This is a genomic window from Chryseobacterium sp. S0630, from assembly GCF_024158915.1.
Taxonomy (GTDB): domain Bacteria; phylum Bacteroidota; class Bacteroidia; order Flavobacteriales; family Weeksellaceae; genus Chryseobacterium.
Map to the genome: position 1 here is coordinate 58,529 of NZ_JAMZGF010000011.1, position 16,920 is coordinate 75,448.

Consider the following 16,920-nt stretch of genomic DNA (forward strand, 5'->3'; position numbering starts at 1 on the left):
GGTTTCTGAGTTTATAAGTACCTTTATAGAAGCTAAATAAACAAAGCCAAAACATTATTTTTTTCATCAAACATAAATAATGTTTACAATTTTTATGGCTTAAAATAAAAAGATCATACAAATTTCAACCACTATGAATTACAGAATTGAAAAAGACACCATGGGAGAAGTGCAGGTACCTGCAGATAAACTTTGGGGTGCACAGACGGAACGTTCCAGAAACAATTTTAAAATAGGACCTGAAGGTTCAATGCCACATGAAATTATCGAAGCTTTTGCTTATCTGAAAAAGGCTGCTGCTTATACCAACACTGATCTGGGAGTACTTTCTGCAGAAAAAAGAGATATGATCGCTAAGGTATGTGATGAAATTCTGGAAGGAAAACTTAACGATCAGTTTCCTTTGGTAATCTGGCAGACAGGTTCCGGAACTCAGTCGAACATGAATGTGAATGAAGTTGTTTCCAACAGAGCTCATGTGAATAACGGAGGTACATTAGGTGAAAAATCTGAAATTCACCCGAATGATGATGTGAATAAATCCCAATCTTCCAATGATACTTATCCTACTGCGATGCATATCGCTGCGTATACAAAAGTGGTGGAAGTAACTATTCCAGCCGTGGAAAAATTAAAAAATACGTTGGCTGAAAAGTCAAAAGCTTTCAAAGATGTTGTAAAGATTGGTAGAACTCACCTGATGGATGCCACTCCACTTACTCTTGGACAGGAATTTTCAGGATATGTAGCTCAGTTGGAATTCGGATTGAGAGCTTTAAAAAATACATTACCTCACCTTTCTGAGCTTGCATTAGGAGGAACTGCTGTAGGTACAGGATTAAATACGCCTAACGGTTATGATGTAAAAGTAGCTGAATATATCGCCCAATTTACCAATCATCCTTTCGTTACCGCAGAAAATAAATTTGAAGCCCTTGCTGCGCATGATGCGATTGTGGAATCTCACGGAGCATTAAAGCAACTGGCTGTTTCTTTATATAAAATTGCTCAGGATGTGAGATTACTGGCCTCTGGTCCACGTTCCGGAATCGGGGAAATTCATATTCCTGAGAATGAACCGGGATCTTCTATTATGCCGGGGAAAGTAAATCCTACTCAGAATGAAGCGATGACCATGGTTTGCGCACAGGTTTTAGGAAACGATACGACCATTTCATTTGCCGGAACTCAGGGGAATTACGAGCTGAATGTCTTCAAACCGGTAATGGCTTACAACTTCTTACAATCTGCCCAATTGATTGCTGATGCATGTATTTCCTTCAACGATCATTGTGCTGTAGGTATTGAGCCAAACCATGAAAGAATTAAAGAGCTGGTAGACAAATCTTTAATGCTTGTAACCGCTTTAAATACTCATATCGGATATGAAAATGCAGCTAAGATTGCAAAAACAGCCCATAAAAATGGGACAACATTAAAAGAAGAAGCCATTAATCTTGGCTTGTTAACTGCTGAACAGTTTGACGAATGGGTGAAACCTGAAGACATGGTGGGAAGTTTAAAATAATGATTCTATAACTGATACAAAGCAAAAACTCCGGGAACTATTTCCGGAGTTTTTCATTTTACTGTCAAAATATATTTAATCTAATCCAATGGCCAAGCCAAATATCAGTGCTTTATCATTTTTGAAATAACTGTCTTTAAAGAAGTTGCTGAAATCTTTTTTCACAAACACGCTGAAACTGTTGTATGAGAAAGTTATCTGCGCTCCATACACAAAAGGATTCACCTGATAGTTTCCGCGGTCTCTGGTTTCACCATCATTTCCTTTTACAATATTGTTCGTAGACATTTTTACCCCTCCATAAACATTGGCTCCAATTTTAAAACCAGTATAATAGCTTCTGTACTGGATATCCATTCCGGCATTTTTAAGTTTTGAGAAATTATACTGCATCCCAAGGGGAACCATGATATATCCGGTTCTCAATTTGCTTTTATCAAGGTTTCCGTTGTATTGCGCCAAAGCGACTCCCTGATCTGCACTTCTTGTAAACAGCATATTATTATCTGCCCGTACCGTTCTCCAGGAAAATCCTAATCCGGAAATTACCGCCCACGGGCTTGTTCTGCTGAGCTGATAGTTCAGTTTCAAACCAAACTCCAGGTTATTGGCGTATCCAATGTTTTTATCCAGGACATTATCGGGTGCACTGTTTGTAAGTGTCATGATTCCATAAGAGAAATATCCTGTAAAGCTTCTGCTGGGACGGAATTTTTTCAATAATTTTTCTTTAAGCTCTTCTTTAGAGGTAACATCGGTATTCAAGAGGGAATATCTTACCTGCTTTTGAATAACATCATCCAGATCAAATCCAAGTTCCTCAATTCTTTTATCCATTTTCTCAGAATAACGGTCTGCAATCTGAGCTTTTTCTCTGTCGAAATCTGCTTTATCAAGATTTCTTGCCTGCAAAACAACCAGTTCATCTTCCATCAGCTTTTTTTCTTCCTGAATGATGTTATTGATCTTTGCAGCATATTCTTCTACTTTTTCTTTTACAATAGGACTTACCTCTGTATCTTTTTTAGAAGACAGGTTAATATTGAATGTCTTTTGTGCATAGAATGATGCTGAAAAAGAGCACAGCAATCCCATTACGATTAATTTCTTGATCATATTATTAATTTTTAAATTTTTACGGATACGTTATCTGGCATTCAAATCAATAGTAGCCACGTTACTTCCATCCTTTGTTTTTTCGATAACATCTTTATGCTCTACTGAGAAAAGAAGTGTGGATGGGTCTACATATTTTTTCTTTTTAACCGGAGTTTTTATAGAATCGGCTTTTGCCATGAGTTTAGGATTAGAAATCTGAGTGATATCCAGTTTCTTCAAAGGAAGAGTTTCTTTAGGGATAAGTTTATTCTGGTCCATTGCCATAGGAGAAATCGCTTCTTGCTTATCCTGAGAAAGAGTTTTTTTCACCTCCTTTTTATCGTTATTTTCAACTGCCAGCGGGACATGATTCTGAACCGGATCTTTTACCATTTCTTCTGTAGTATTTTTTCCGGTTTGCGTTACAATTTCCGGCTGAGTTTCGGAAGGTTGATTCAGGAAAAAAAGAACGCTTCCCAAGCTGAATGTCAAAATCAAACATGCTGCTACTAAAAACCAGTTCATTTTTGATTTGGAACGGTTATTATTGTTATTCTGAAGCTCAATTTCGGACCACAGATCTCTTGATGGAGCAATTTCTCTTTCCTCAATCTGCTTTTTGATCTGAAATTCAATATTATCTTTAGACATTTTCATTTTTCACTTTTTTTTGTTGTTGAAAGTAGATCTTTCTTAATTTTTCTTTTGCTCTGAACAGTTGTGTTTTGCTGACAGCCACTGAAATCTGCAAACTATCAGCAATTTCCTGATGAGAATATTCTTCCAGCACATACAGGTTAAAAACCATTCTGTAGGCATCGGGAAGCTGATCCAAAAGCTCTTGTGCATTAAAATCACAATCAATCTCTGCTTCATGGATATCTTCATGAAAAGATTGGTTAATCTCGTCCAGATAGAAAACAGTTTTATGACTCTTGATAAAATTCAGGCATTCATTTACGACAATTCTTCTTGCCCAGCTTTCCAGGTTCGACTCTCCTCTGAAGCTTTCTATGTGCTTAAAAATTTTACAGAATGCTTTAATGAGACAATCTTCGGCCTGATACAAATCGCTTACATAGCTTTTGCTTACACTCAGGAATCTCTTTACATTCTGTTCATAGAAAATCTTCTGTGCAGCCGGATCCTGTTTCTTCAGGAGGCTTAACAAATCATTCTTTTTATTTCCGAACAAAAGTTTCATGCTTATGCTGTTTCTATACTAAAGACAATCAAAACAAAAAAAGGTTACAACTTGAAAAAAAATATTTTATTATTTACTACAATAAGTTGATCTTTTTTGTCCAGAGTTACAAATTCCCACACTTTTTTATTTCGAGAAACAAAAGAAAAACCTTTAAATAAAAAACTGAATAGCAATATTTTAATTAAAGATATTCTGTATTCATTTTTTTCCTATATTAGGGATATAATTAATTTAAAACTAAATCCATGAAAAATCTAAAAAAATTAGACAGAGAAAATCTAAAAGCAGTATTAGGAGGTGGCTTTACATGCCTTGGTAACCTTTACTTAATAGAGGTTAACGGCTATTCTGCATGCTGTACAAAACCCGATGTAGATCCTTGCAACTCTTCTGCATTTTGTCTGACTCCTGTGGGTATGTGTGATACTGGCGGTCCAGCTTAATTCTAAGCTCAATTAAGACAGTACCATGAAACAACTAAAAAAGTTAAAAAGAGAGAACCTGAAAACAATTAAGGGAGGAAACACACCACTATGCGACATGTATCTGGTACATTACAACGGATATTATGCGTGTTGCAGTGTACCTACTACCAATCCCTGTGAACTGAAAAAAAGGGAATGTCTGGTGGAAAACGGAATGTGTGATTCATACAATCCTGATAATCTGACATAATTCCTCTAAAAAAACTGATAAAAAAGGCTGCCTTGAATGAGACAGCCTTTTATTTTATCCTGAGAATTCATCAAGCATATTTCTGGTAGGAACAAAGAAAAGTGTTCCGGTAACTGCTGTGCTGAAATCTAAAATTCTGTCATAATTTCCCGGAGGATCGCCTATAAACATATTCGTCAACATTTTTTTTGTTGTTTCAAATGTACTTGAATAGGCAATAAAGTAAGTTCCAAACTCATTGGTAGAAGGATTCCCAAAAGGCATATTATCTCTGACGATTTTCAATTCTTCACCATTCTCGCCTTCTATATTGGCTAAAGCAATGTGTGAATTCGAAGGTTTTACATCATCAGACATTTCAATATCATTTTCCTTTGACCTTCCAATTACTTTCTCCTGATCTTCTGTTGACAAACTCTTCCAGGCATCCATATTGTGAAGATATTTCTGAACAAAAAGGTAACTTCCTCCTTTATACTGAGAATCTTCATCGCCTATTTTCCCAAAATAATCACGATCGTCCCCGTGAGGGTTTTCCGTTCCGTCTACAAAACCAAGAATAGAACGTGCATCCCAATATTTGAATCCATGAATCTCCAGAATACTTTCAGCTACAGAACTTAACAATCCGGATATTTCAACCGCCATATCGAAAATAAGGCTCTTGTTGTCTGCTCTCAGATGAAAATGAAGATCTCCGGGAGTAGAAACAGCAGTATGTTTTGTTCCTTTTATTTCTTTAAAATTGACTAATTCTTTTGGCAGAGGCTTTGGTAGTTCCAGTTTACTCCATGCATCTGCACCAATTCCCATGACACAACTTGCTCTGCTGTCCGGAAAACGGTTAAACACCGAATTGTTAAGATTTAACACCAACGCGCATAATTCCTGAAAAACATCTTTCAGCTGTGGACTGTCATTAAGTTTCCAGACCATGAAAATAGTATTGCTGTTGGGATAATCTGTTACATTCTGCGATTCTGTTGTATTCATACCTCTATTTTTGTGGTATTAAATATCCGAAACTGAAACCTGATCTGCAAAATATTGTTCCAAATCTTTCAATGTTTCCGGATTAGTCTGAATATCTTTTACCATGAGACCTTTGTTCACCACCACAATTCTGTTGCAGACTTCTGTGGTATGGGAAAGATCGTGCCTGGAAATAAGAAAAGTAACGCCATCCTGTTTTGATAATTCTTTAATCAGATTTTTAAGTTTGATTTGGGTGGACGGATCAAGGTTGGCAAAAGGCTCGTCAAGAATAATAATTTCAGGATTCCCGATGATAGCTCCTACAATTCCTACTTTTTTCTGATTTCCTTTTGAAAGATCACGGACATACTTCCCGGATTTCAGGATTTCACCATTGAAAAAATCATGAAAAGGTTTCAGGAATTCATCTACAGATGCTTTATTCTGACCTCTCAACTCCCCGAGAAAATAAAAATATTCCTCCGGAGTAAGATATCCAATGAGAAAGGTATCATCTACAAATGCTGATACTTTATTTTTCCAGGCTTCAGATTCGTTGACTTTAATGCCATCAATGCTTACAAATCCTGTTGTTGCCTGAATCAAATCCAGCATCAGGCTGAAAAGGGTTGTTTTTCCTGCTCCGTTATTTCCTACAAGGCCAAATGTTTCTCCTTTAGGAATGTCAAGATTTTCGATATTAAGAACCGTTGCTGTCCCGTATGTTTTTGATAGATTATGTATATTGATCATGGCTTAATTTATATTTTTAAATGCCTCCAATGTGCTGTATTTCTCTCTTTTATATTGTTTTACAATGATATCGAAGATTTTCTCTCTCAGAAAAAAGCCGATAATTCCTATAATTGCAATACTTATTACTCCACCAGTAATTCCCCATAGATATTTTGTCAGGGCAAATACTCCCATTGGGAGAAGCATTTTAGGAATCAGCAGAAGCATTGTCATTAAACTAAAACTTCCTTTTTGTCCCATTCTTTTCTCTTTTGAATTCAGATCGATCTGATTTTTATTGAAAGCTCCGGACCAAAGCGTAAATTGAGAGTTAACACCTATATTGTATAATCCTGCTGCGAAGAATGTAACGTAGATCTCCCAGCCAAAGTAGGCATAACAGAGAGCAATGATCACAGAAGCAGCTGTTATAATATTCATCAGCCACCATTTTGCTTTCAGATATTCTTTGTAGGGAACGTTCAGGGTCATCATCAATGGAAAATATGAGCTGTCAAAAGCAGGTACTCGCTGCCCAAACAGAAACTGAAAACCTCCTGTTACAAAAAGTCCCATAACCATCATCATTGCAGGGGTTTTGTAGAGTGCAGAGCTAAACATCAGCAATCCATAGAACAGAAACATAAAGCTTCCAAAAAGAATTCCTTTGGTAACTTTATTGCGTCTCAGCATTCTGATATCATTATTGATAAATGCTCCTATAACACCGTATTTATTAAGGAAGGCAATATTTTCTGTTTTCCCGACTGTTTTCTTGGCTTCAAGCCCCTGATCCAAATAAAATTCATTGCGAAGATAGCGGAAACATACCCACCAAAATATCACAAACAATAGAACAGGAATCAATGCAAAGTAAGGTTTTTCATACAAGCTGAAGAAAACCAATTCAGAATAGGACAAAACCGGAACAATATTATAATACCCCAGCGCTCCTATACCCAGAAAGCATACTCCTATGATAACTGCCAGCGTTTCTTTACCATTGAAGAAGATATTGATAAAATTATTCATGTAGAGTAATGAAACCGCCCCTATAAGCCATAATAATACTCCTGGAATACTATATCCATTGAATAACGCAATAAGTGAAAATGTAATAAAGAATAAGGAACTCAGCCAACTGAATGCTGAAAGAAACGTCTTAGCCAGCATATAATTGACCAATGTATTCTTCCTGATATTCAGAGTGAGAAACGGCTTAATATTCTGTGTAGGGATTTCCTGCCAGAGATATTTAAGAACAAGATCAATAATCCAGGCAACAATCATGAATTTTGAAACCACCTTTAAAGGATCCTGGTGCATTTCCTCCTGAATGTAGAAAAAGGCAATAAATGCTCCTCCTAAAAGGGATCCTATAAAGTAAAGAATTCCTATAAAACGGAGAATTTTCATGGTCAGATTGATCCCTAAAGATGTACCACGAAAAAAGCTTTTGATTTCAAGCCTAAGGAACTTTAGAAACATATTTTAGTTTTTATACATTAGTAAATATAATGTAAAATATGTTACAACTTTTTAAGAAAAAAGTGGATTTATTTAATTATCCTATAAGCTCTTTTGCCTGTGCTAAGGCTGCTTCCGTAATTTTACTTCCGGAAAGTAACTGAGCAATTTCGTTCAGTTTTTCCTCACTGCTTAATGGAATAATGGTAGATTGTGTTCTGCCGGAAATATCTTGTTTTACTACCTTATAATTGTCGTTTCCTTTAGCAGCAACCTGTGCAAGGTGGGAAATAACAATCAACTGCATGTCTTCGGACATTTCTCTCATCAGGTTACCGATTTCTTCAGCTACTTTTCCTGAAACACCAGTGTCAATTTCGTCCAGAATAAGGGTTGGCAACTCATCACTTTCTGCAATAATTTTCTTTACAGCAAGCATTACTCTTGATCTTTCACCGCCGGAAATAGCAGTCTGAATCGGTTTTAAAGGAAAGCCTGAGTTAGCCTGAAACAACAGCTGAATATTTTCTTTTCCAAACTGGTTAAATTCATCAGCATCCTGTAATTCTATATCCACCTTTGCTTTTTCCAGTCCTAATTTCTTGAGAAGACTTTCTGCTTTTTTGATGAAAACAGGTATATTCTTATGTCTGTTCTTTGAAAGTTTTGAAGCAAGGCTCAGAAGTGTTTTTTCTTTTTGAGAGATATTTTCTTCTGTTTCTTCAATCTGTAATTCAAGATCTGAGGCTCCTTTCTGATCTCCAGCCAGCTGATTTCTGATCTCAATCAATTCATTAAGATCTGAAACATTATGTTTAAGGAATAAAGCGTTGATTTTATTATTAAGATCGGTAAGATATATCAGATTTTCAGGATTGATTTCTACTCTTTCCGCTTCATGTTCCAATTCAGAGATAATGTCTTTAAGCTCTACAAAAGAGGTTTCCAGCCTTGAATCAAGTTCAGCAAAACTGGTAGAAATTTCGGAAATTTTTGAAAGCTTGTTGGTCGCTTCATTAAAGAATGACAGAATTCCAATTTCCTCCTGATGAAACCTTGACAGAATCTGGCCTACATTTTCAGAGATCATTCCTGCATTTTCCTGGATAGAAAGCTGATTCTGAATATCCTCATAATCAACATCGTCAAGCTTCAGCTCTTCCAATTCGTTGAGTAAAAATTCTTTATAATCGCTTTCTTTATTGGATTCTGAAAGTTGGGTTTTCAGTTTTTTCAACAACAATTTCAGCGTTTGAAATTCAGAAAACTCCTGTTGATAGTCTTCAATGATTTTTTTATTCTCAGAAAGCCCGTCGATAATTTTAAACTGATATTCTGAGGTAAAAAGATTGGATGTTTCAAATTGGGAATGGATATCAATCAGCTGTGAGGAAAGCTCTCTAAGAATATCTAAGGTTACCGGTACATCATTGATAAATGCCCGGGATTTCCCTGAGGGAAGTATTTCTCTTCGGATAATCGTCTGAAGTTCGTAGTCCAGATCGTTTTCAATAAAGAATTTCTTAAACTGATTGTTGAGAGAAAACTCGGTTTCCACCACACTTTTCTCTTCAGCTTTGGCGATTGATTTTACATCTGCTCTTTCGCCCAAAATAAGTCGAAGAGCGCCTAGGATAATAGATTTCCCTGCCCCCGTTTCACCGGTAATCACCTGTAAACCATTTTTCAATGATACTTCAAGGGTATCAATCAGGGCAAAGTTTTTAATGTAAATTCTCGAAAGCATTGATAATCCGTGTTATAATCCAATTTGAGTTTGAACTGTAAAAATAAGTTTTTTTTCATTCTTGTCCGATTAAATTAAAGCATAATTAACAGATCGCTCCTACGGAGCTTTATTTTTTCGGGGATTTCATTTTTCTTTTCTAACAGCAGATCCCGATGGGATCAAATCCAGCTCCTGTGGGAACTAACTGCTAATTCATGTTGCAAACATTGATATTTTCAAATGTATGAATCCTTTTTATCGGACAATAATGTTTCTTATTGAAGCAAGAAAATGTTTTTTGATGACCCTTTAATAATCAGCCGGCGATCTCTCAACTTATCCACCAATTTTTAGACTTTCCATTTATTCCACTTATTCTCTATATTCTTCGGTGAAAGGATGATCATTGTCTGTTTAAGATCATTAAGAATCAATCCTCCATTATTTCCGGAATTGAAAATATTGAAAATTTCATCGCTTTTAGTATCCATGAACTGGTTAAAGAAAAACGCCTGCTGGAAATTATTTTCGTACATTTTTAATTGCATCAGGGCATCAAAAATCACTTTTTTCCCGGCAGTCTGATCCTGGTTGAAAAGATTGTCTAACCCAGCTCTATGATAAGTATAAATGGTAGAACGTAACTGACTCCAGTTAGGATTCATAATTTCGTTAATCAAAATAGAACGGCTTCTCGGCTCGTTGATGGTATTCCAGCCCTCATAGTTTCTGTTTTGGGAATTCTGTGCAATCTGCTGTGCTTTTGCATACCATTGTGATCCTCCCATAGACTGGAAACTATCTGCATCCAGACCTAAAATAACATAAATATAGAAACTGATTACATCGGTAAGATTCTTCCCGGAGAATTGTCTTTCATTAAAAATAAGACTCTCATTTTCAATATATTCAAAAGCAAATCTCTGATCCTGAAGATTAATTAAAGGCGATTCGTAGGTTGTATTATACACAGGTCTTACTGCCTGAATAACAATAGATCCTTTGAATTTGTTAACATCTCTTTCTGCAATAACAATAGAAAAAGCACATTTTATTTTTTCAAAATTCTGAAGTTTCTTACCTGTCCAGCTGGTATTATTGATAAAGTCCCTGAGACTTTTCTCCAATGCTTTATAGGCCTGCTGATTACTTCCTCCCAGCTGTTGGGAGTTTACCTGTACCGTAGACAGCAGCTCCTGAGAAAAACTTTGAGTATATAGAAAAAACAGAAAAAATAAACTTATAATTTTTTTCATTGTCTATTAAAAATTGAGAACGGAAATTTATTAAAATTATTTTAAAAGTTGAGACTCAACAAAATCGAGAATATCTTTTGCTACATCATCCTTGGATTTCAGATTGAATTCCTTCTTCTCTGCTTTGGTAAATATCTTGATTTTATTGGTATCATTTTTAAAACCGGCTCCTTCATCACGAAGAGAATTGAGAACAATCATATCCAGATTTTTCTTTTCCAGCTTTCCTTTTGCATTTTCCTCTTCATTTTGAGTTTCCAGCGCAAATCCTACCAAAAACTGGTGGGTCTTCTTTTCGCCCATTGTTTTAAGGATGTCCGGATTTTTAACCAATTCAATCGTCAGGTTTTCATCGTTTTTTTTGATTTTTTCCTTGGCAACGTCTTTTGGTGCATAATCTGCTACTGCTGCACTGGCAATTCCTATGTCTATGCTGTCGTAAAATTCAAATACTTTAGCCAGCATTTCTTTGGCTGAAGTCACTTTATGAAGTTCAACATTCGGATCATTAATGGTTTGAAAACTCGGTCCTGAAATCAGAATTACTTTTGCCCCTCTTTTTGAAGCTTCTTCTGCAAGAGAGAATCCCATCTTTCCAGATGAATGATTTCCGATGAATCTTACCGGATCTATAGCTTCATAGGTAGGCCCGGCAGTAATTAAAACCGTTTTTCCTTCGAGGCTTCGTGAATGGATATTTGAATTAAAATAATGTTCAACAGTATTAAAAATTGTTGCCGGTTCTGCCATTCTCCCCTGTCCGATCAGTCCGCTGGCCAACTCTCCGTTTTCCGCAGGAATAATAATATGTCCAAAACTTTCTGCCAGCTCCAGATTCTTTTTTGTAGAAGGGTGCGCATACATATCAAGGTCCATTGCAGGAGCTATGAATACGGGGCATTTTGCAGACATATAAGTGGCAATAACAAGGTTATCACACATTCCGTGAACCATTTTAGACAGTGTATTGGCTGTACATGGAGCAACGATCATAACATCCGCCCACAGAGCCATTTCCACATGACTGTTCCATGTTCCGTTATCACTATAAAAATCCGAATACACTGGTTTTTTGGATAATGTAGACAGACTTAGTTTCGTTACAAAGTTTTCTGCATCAGGAGTCATAACAACCTGTACTTCGGCACCTTTCTTCACAAAGTCTCTGATCAGAAAGTGGATTTTGTAAGCCGCGATTCCTCCAGAGACAGCGATAAGTATCTTTTTACCGGAAACACTCATTTAGTTCTAATTTTTTGAAATACTAAAGTACTTATTTTTTCCCACACAATGAGGCTTTAAAACAACAAAGGTCATAAAAGAAGTGAATTCCTTTATGACCTTGATTTATTAAAATACAGAAGATTACTTTCTTTCTTCTGTTTTTCTGAAATAAACATCTTCGTTTAACCATTCTTCAATAGCAATTGAAGTTGGCTTTGGAAGCTTTTCGTAATGTTTAGAGATCTCAATTTGCTCTCTGTTTTCGAAAACCTCTTCTAATGTAGAATTGTGAACGGCAAATTCATCCAATTTGTTGTGAAGTTCCGTACGGATCTCCGCATTGATCTGCTCTGCTCTCTTTCCCATGATAACAATAGCTTCATAGATTGAACCTACTTTATCTTCAATCTTATCTTTGTCGTAAGTAATTGTATTTACTTCTGCTTTTGTATCTTTTACACTCATTTTGAGAAAATTATTTTTATTTTAAGATGGCAAATTTACGAATTATCTTTGAATTTTGAAAGTCGCCGCAGGAGGAGGTGTCTTAAGTGCTGCACTGTCCCTCTGTAACTGCATTGCTTTCTTTTCATTACTAATTTGATCCTTGATTTGCTGTTCTGTTTTATCTTTATCTGCCAGTTTTTCAGCTTCTTTTTTCTGTTTCGCAGTTAAAGCCGCAATTCTGGCCTCAGTTATTTTTTTAACTCCTACGAAATTCTGTTTTTCTTTTTCCAGTTTTTCTCTAAGATCGGTTGCCGTTTTAGAGTATTCTGTGTTAGGAAGCTCTTTTTCTACCAGTTTTGTATAAGTAAGTGCACTTTCAATACGCTCATCTTTCAGACCATATATAGATTTCATCGCCAATTCATAACGTGATTTCATGATATAGTCATAGATTTTTGAACGAAGTTTTGTACTTGGAAAATCTTCCAAAACATTTTCAAATGCTACATTGGCTGCTTTATACTCGCCCATTTTGTAGTATTGTCTTCCGTTTTCATAAGCTTTAAATTCTAGCTTATAAGACAATTCATCAATTAACTGGCTGATATTTTTAGATCTTTCAGAGTTAGGATAATTGTTCAGGAACTCCTGAAGCTCATTGATGGCCAATTCTGTACTTGACTGATCCAGGTTATAATCCATAGATCCTTCATAGTAACATAATGCAGACATATATGCTGCTTCTTCTGCTCTAGGATCTTTAGGAAAACTTACTGCGAAATTTTTAAACTGGTGACCTGCCAGCTTATAGCTTTTGTCATAATAGTTGGCATAAGCTGTGTTGAAACCTACGTTAGGAAAATCATCTGTTCCCGCCACAAGATTGGCAAGCCTGTCGTAAAGAGCCAATGCATTTTTCCACTTTTTCTTAGCAAAATTTTCATTAGCTGCTTTCAAGATAAATTCTTTATCAGCACTTCTCATTGCTCTTTCCTGCTGGCTTACGCAAGATGTAACCACCGCTACAGCAAAAAGACCTAAAATATATTTTTTCATATATAAAATTCAACAGTTTTCGGATTATACAGCCGATTTACTAATTTGCAAAAATATAACTTTTTTGCCAATAGATTTTTTTTTATGAATATTTAACGTAATTTTAGTCTGCAGCGTATCCCAAAATTGCAAAAACACTTAATAAAAGATTCATTCTCACCTTTTTCTCCGCTTCTTTTGCATAGGTTTCCTCATTTTTGCTCGGAACATAGAGCTCATAGAAATTTTTATTTCTGATGACAAATAAAGTGGATCCAATGATCATGGTAAGAATATCTTCAGGTTTGGGAGTAAAAGTAAAAACGCCTGATGCAACCCCTTTCTTAATGACTTCATCCAGTTTTTTCACAAATAACTGATAGAAATCCAGCAGTTCATCTTTCAGGTTCTCTGTATGACGAAGTTCCTGGGTCACGAAACCATGAAAATAATTATACTTGAAAAGCTGAGAAACGATATATTTAATCATTTCCCTCAATTGCATTTCAGGTTTACCTTCTTTGATGGTATCTGCAAATTCTGAAAAATTTTCTCTGGTTTTCAGTACTCTGTACTGATAGAGATAGGACATCATTTTCTCTTTAGAACCGAAGTAGTAAGAGATCATGGCGACGTTGATATTTGCTTTAGAACAAATATCTCTTACAGAAGTTCCCTCATATCCTTTCTTGGCGATGAGCTCTTCTGCAATATCCAATATGTGAATCTGTTTTTCTGTAAATTTTTTTTTCATGAAGTGCACTTTGAGTAAAGTTAAGAAATTTTTAACACATTTATAAACGATCGTTTAATAATTTTAAATTAATTCTGAAAATACTTACTTTTGAACATGGATTTTTTTGATTTTCATCATCATAAGAAATATGTCAGAAACGGAATTTACAATATGAACATTGAGCAAATTCCGCCTGATTTCCCTTATTCTATTGGAATTCATCCCCAAGATATTGATGCTAATAATCTCGAACAACAGTTTTCATGGATGAAAAGTATGATGTTTCAAAATTGTTTTGCCATTGGTGAATGTGGTTTAGATTCTTTAGTTTCTATAGATCAGAAAATTCAGGAAGATGTTTTTTTAAGACAGATCAGAATCGCCAATGAAGTCAAAAAACCTATGATTATTCATTGTGTCAGAAAATTTTATGAGGTCATTTCTTTTAAAAAGAAAGCCGAACAGCCCATGATCATTCATGGTTTTAATAAAAAACGTCAAATTGCTGAAGACCTTCTTGCCAATAATTTTTATCTGAGTTTTGGAAAAGCTGTTTTGTATAATTTATCTTTGCAGGATATTTTAAAAAACACTCCATTAGACAAATTCTTTTTAGAAACTGACAATGAAGATTTTAGCATCGAAGAATTGTATGATAAAGTTTCGGAAATAAAAGGTATTTCTTTGGAGCAGCTCAATGAACAAATTTTAGAAAATTTACACTCAATAAAAAATGGATAAGTACTGGTTGGAAAGAACGGAGCTTCTGGTAAAAGAAGAAGGCTTGGAAAAATTGAACAAAGCCACTGTTTTGGTTGTTGGTTTAGGCGGCGTAGGTTCTTTTGCAGCTGAATTTCTTGCAAGAGCCGGAGTTGGCAATATGACGATTGTGGATGGTGATACAGTAGATATTACTAATATCAACAGACAGTTACCTGCCTTACGTTCTACTGTAGGAAAACATAAAGTAGAAGTTGTAGCTGAAAGACTTTTAGATATTAACCCTGATCTTAATTTAACCAAAATCAATGAGTTTCTAAATCCTGAAAGAATGGATGAAGTTCTGGATTCTGCAAAATTTGATTATGTTTTAGACTGTATTGACAGTGTAACGCCAAAACTTTGTCTGATTATTGCGGCCAAAAGAAGAAGGATAAAAATCGTAAGTTCAATGGGTGCCGGTGGAAAAACCGATCCAAGCAAGGTAATGGTAAGAGACATCAGCAAAACTGAACATTGCCACCTTGCAAGACAGGTAAGAAAAAGGCTGAAAAAAGTAAAAATTGACAAAGGTGTTCGTTGTGTTTTTGCTAATGATATTCAGGATGAAGAAAGTTTGAAAATGACGGACGGAACCAACTATAAAAGATCTTTTTACGGAACAATAAGTTATATGCCTGCCATTTTCGGATTGTATACGGCTTCAGAAGTGATTAATCATTTATTAAATCAGGATTAAAATATTCTCTCACATATTTCACAGATTTTTAAAACGATTTTCATGTCTTAATCTCTGAAATCTGTGGGAGAAAAATAAAAAAATATATTTACACTTCGTAAATGACAAATTCCAAATATCCCAGAGCGGAAAAGCTCAAAAAAAACACAGAGATCAGTTTGCTTTTTGAGAAAGGTAAATGGAGAACGAGCGGAAACCTGAGAATTATTATTCTAAAGGATAAACCCAACCTTTCTGTAGAAGCTGCAAGATTTGGAGTTTCTGTTTCTAAGAGATATTTTAAAAGAGCAGTACACAGGAATCGTATCAAAAGGTTACTGAGAGAATGCTATCGTCTGAATAAAGATCTTTTCAGGCAAGCCTTTGGAGAAAAAACTATGGCCATGCTATTTTGGGTTTCTCCTGAGATGCCTCCTAAATTTCAGGATGTGGAGGCTCAGTTTATCAAGCTTTGTGAAGCTCAGAAAAAGTAATCATCTTTTCTGATAAAATAATAAAAATCTGTGAGACATTTTCTTGCAGATTTTTTTATTTCCCACAGATCGCACAGACTTACACAGATAAAATCTTCTTTTTACTTTCTGGCAAATCACAAATAGTAAAGCTCAAAACCTCGTACCCCGCATCCCGTATCTGGAACTCTAAAATCAACAACGCTCCAAATATCATATAGTTTTTGTAATTTAGGGAAAACAATAAATCTGAAAATTAATATGTTAGACAACCTTCCCTATTTTTCTTATATAATCAGTGCATTTATTGGGATTGGATTGGCAGCCGCTACAGGTTTCCGGGTATTTCTTCCTATGTTTATTGTAAGCCTTGCCTCTTATTTCAACTGGATTCCAATGAATGAGCATTTTGAATGGCTTGCTGGTCTTCCTACACTTATTACGACAGGAATAGCCACTATTATTGAGATATTGGCTTATTACATCCCTTTTGTTGACCATTTACTGGATACTGTTTCTATTCCTATGGCAACAGTGGCTGGTTCCATATTATTTGCAAGTCAGTTTGCTGATCTTGGAACTTTCCCACAATGGGCATTGGCATTAATTGCCGGTGGAGGTACAGCAGCTACCATCAGCTCTGGATTTGCAGGAATAAGGGCTGCTTCTACTGCGACGACCGGAGGTTTAGGAAACTCGGTGGTAGGAACAACAGAGACAGCCGGTGCGGGTATCATGTCTATTCTTGCAATGGCAGCTCCGGTAATAGCAGCCATATTTGCCATCATTACCTTAATTGTTGTTATTGTATTTGGGCGGAAGGCCTGGAAAAAATTAAGAAGCACTAAAAGCAATTCTCAGGAGTTATAAAATAAAAAAAGGTACTGTTTTAATCAG

General features: G+C 35.7%; 19 protein-coding genes. 7 read left to right on the forward strand and 12 right to left on the reverse strand.

Annotation, left to right across the window (positions count from 1 at the left end):
* Window positions 1-133: 133 nt before the first annotated feature.
* Window positions 134-1,528 carry a class II fumarate hydratase gene (gene fumC / locus NK356_RS07370; RefSeq protein WP_253316607.1) on the forward strand — a complete coding sequence of 465 codons (1,395 nt, stop codon included), beginning with the start codon at window positions 134-136 and terminating at the stop codon, window positions 1,526-1,528.
* 75 nt (window positions 1,529-1,603) lie between these two features.
* Here fumC and NK356_RS07375 read toward each other — a convergent pair whose 3' ends face one another.
* The 3 genes from NK356_RS07375 to NK356_RS07385 are packed head-to-tail and all read right to left on the reverse strand — an operon-like array spanning window position 1,604 to window position 3,830.
* Window positions 1,604-2,644, reverse strand: coding sequence for a porin family protein (locus tag NK356_RS07375; RefSeq protein WP_034692706.1), 1,041 nt, complete (start codon window positions 2,642-2,644; stop codon window positions 1,604-1,606).
* Between the two features lie 30 nt (window positions 2,645-2,674).
* Entirely contained in the window at window positions 2,675-3,283 is a 609-nt protein-coding gene (locus NK356_RS07380) for a hypothetical protein (protein WP_253316608.1), read from the reverse strand.
* Window positions 3,270-3,830 carry an RNA polymerase sigma factor gene (locus tag NK356_RS07385; protein WP_034692708.1) on the reverse strand — a complete coding sequence of 187 codons (561 nt, stop codon included), beginning with the start codon at window positions 3,828-3,830 and terminating at the stop codon, window positions 3,270-3,272. Before NK356_RS07385 ends, NK356_RS07380 begins: the two co-directional genes overlap by 14 nt.
* A 248-nt stretch (window positions 3,831-4,078) precedes the next feature.
* Here NK356_RS07385 and NK356_RS07390 point away from each other — a divergent pair, with 248 nt between their 5' ends.
* A complete protein-coding gene (locus NK356_RS07390) occupies window positions 4,079-4,276 on the forward strand; it encodes a hypothetical protein (protein WP_034692710.1) in 198 nt (65 codons plus the stop codon).
* 25 nt (window positions 4,277-4,301) lie between these two features.
* Window positions 4,302-4,508, forward strand: a complete 207-nt coding sequence (locus tag NK356_RS07395) for a hypothetical protein (RefSeq protein WP_081906386.1) — start codon at window positions 4,302-4,304, stop codon at window positions 4,506-4,508.
* 54 nt (window positions 4,509-4,562) lie between these two features.
* Here NK356_RS07395 and NK356_RS07400 read toward each other — a convergent pair whose 3' ends face one another.
* The 9 genes from NK356_RS07400 to NK356_RS07440 form a co-directional block, all read right to left on the reverse strand.
* Window positions 4,563-5,501 carry a Dyp-type peroxidase gene (locus NK356_RS07400; protein WP_253316609.1) on the reverse strand — a complete coding sequence of 313 codons (939 nt, stop codon included), beginning with the start codon at window positions 5,499-5,501 and terminating at the stop codon, window positions 4,563-4,565.
* A gap of 18 nt (window positions 5,502-5,519) precedes the next feature.
* Window positions 5,520-6,236: an ABC transporter ATP-binding protein gene (locus tag NK356_RS07405; RefSeq protein ID WP_253316610.1), complete on the reverse strand. Its 717-nt coding sequence runs from the start codon at window positions 6,234-6,236 to the stop codon at window positions 5,520-5,522.
* A gap of 3 nt (window positions 6,237-6,239) precedes the next feature.
* The gene (locus tag NK356_RS07410; RefSeq protein WP_034692714.1) at window positions 6,240-7,706 is read right to left on the reverse strand and encodes a DUF5687 family protein; all 1,467 of its coding nucleotides are present in this window, start codon (window positions 7,704-7,706) and stop codon (window positions 6,240-6,242) included.
* Window positions 7,707-7,782: 76 nt separating this feature from the next.
* Window positions 7,783-9,432, reverse strand: a complete 1,650-nt coding sequence (locus NK356_RS07415; protein ID WP_034692716.1) for a DNA repair protein RecN — start codon at window positions 9,430-9,432, stop codon at window positions 7,783-7,785.
* Between the two features lie 332 nt (window positions 9,433-9,764).
* On the reverse strand, window positions 9,765-10,670 hold the full coding sequence (locus tag NK356_RS07420; RefSeq protein ID WP_034692718.1) for a DUF4835 family protein: 906 nt from the start codon (window positions 10,668-10,670) through the stop codon (window positions 9,765-9,767).
* Window positions 10,671-10,706: 36 nt separating this feature from the next.
* Window positions 10,707-11,912, reverse strand: a complete 1,206-nt coding sequence (gene coaBC / locus NK356_RS07425; protein WP_253316611.1) for a bifunctional phosphopantothenoylcysteine decarboxylase/phosphopantothenate--cysteine ligase CoaBC — start codon at window positions 11,910-11,912, stop codon at window positions 10,707-10,709.
* Between the two features lie 123 nt (window positions 11,913-12,035).
* Window positions 12,036-12,359, reverse strand: a complete 324-nt coding sequence (locus NK356_RS07430; protein ID WP_034681463.1) for a DNA-directed RNA polymerase subunit omega — start codon at window positions 12,357-12,359, stop codon at window positions 12,036-12,038.
* Window positions 12,360-12,401: 42 nt separating this feature from the next.
* The gene (locus NK356_RS07435) at window positions 12,402-13,397 is read right to left on the reverse strand and encodes an outer membrane protein assembly factor BamD (protein ID WP_034692721.1); all 996 of its coding nucleotides are present in this window, start codon (window positions 13,395-13,397) and stop codon (window positions 12,402-12,404) included.
* Between the two features lie 103 nt (window positions 13,398-13,500).
* The gene (locus tag NK356_RS07440; protein WP_034692722.1) at window positions 13,501-14,130 is read right to left on the reverse strand and encodes a TetR/AcrR family transcriptional regulator; all 630 of its coding nucleotides are present in this window, start codon (window positions 14,128-14,130) and stop codon (window positions 13,501-13,503) included.
* A 96-nt stretch (window positions 14,131-14,226) separates the two neighbouring features.
* On the opposite strand from NK356_RS07440, the gene NK356_RS07445 reads away from it, so the two are divergent.
* From NK356_RS07445 to NK356_RS07460, 4 genes are all read left to right on the forward strand, one after another.
* Complete coding sequence (locus NK356_RS07445; RefSeq protein WP_034692723.1) at window positions 14,227-14,853, forward strand: TatD family hydrolase; 627 nt, start codon at window positions 14,227-14,229, stop codon at window positions 14,851-14,853.
* Window positions 14,846-15,571 carry a ThiF family adenylyltransferase gene (locus NK356_RS07450; protein WP_034692724.1) on the forward strand — a complete coding sequence of 242 codons (726 nt, stop codon included), beginning with the start codon at window positions 14,846-14,848 and terminating at the stop codon, window positions 15,569-15,571. Before NK356_RS07445 ends, NK356_RS07450 begins: the two co-directional genes overlap by 8 nt.
* A 101-nt stretch (window positions 15,572-15,672) precedes the next feature.
* Entirely contained in the window at window positions 15,673-16,044 is a 372-nt protein-coding gene (gene rnpA, locus NK356_RS07455) for a ribonuclease P protein component (protein WP_034692725.1), read from the forward strand.
* 240 nt (window positions 16,045-16,284) lie between these two features.
* The gene (locus NK356_RS07460) at window positions 16,285-16,893 is read left to right on the forward strand and encodes a DUF4126 domain-containing protein (RefSeq protein WP_253316612.1); all 609 of its coding nucleotides are present in this window, start codon (window positions 16,285-16,287) and stop codon (window positions 16,891-16,893) included.
* The last annotated feature ends 27 nt before the right edge of the window (window positions 16,894-16,920 follow it).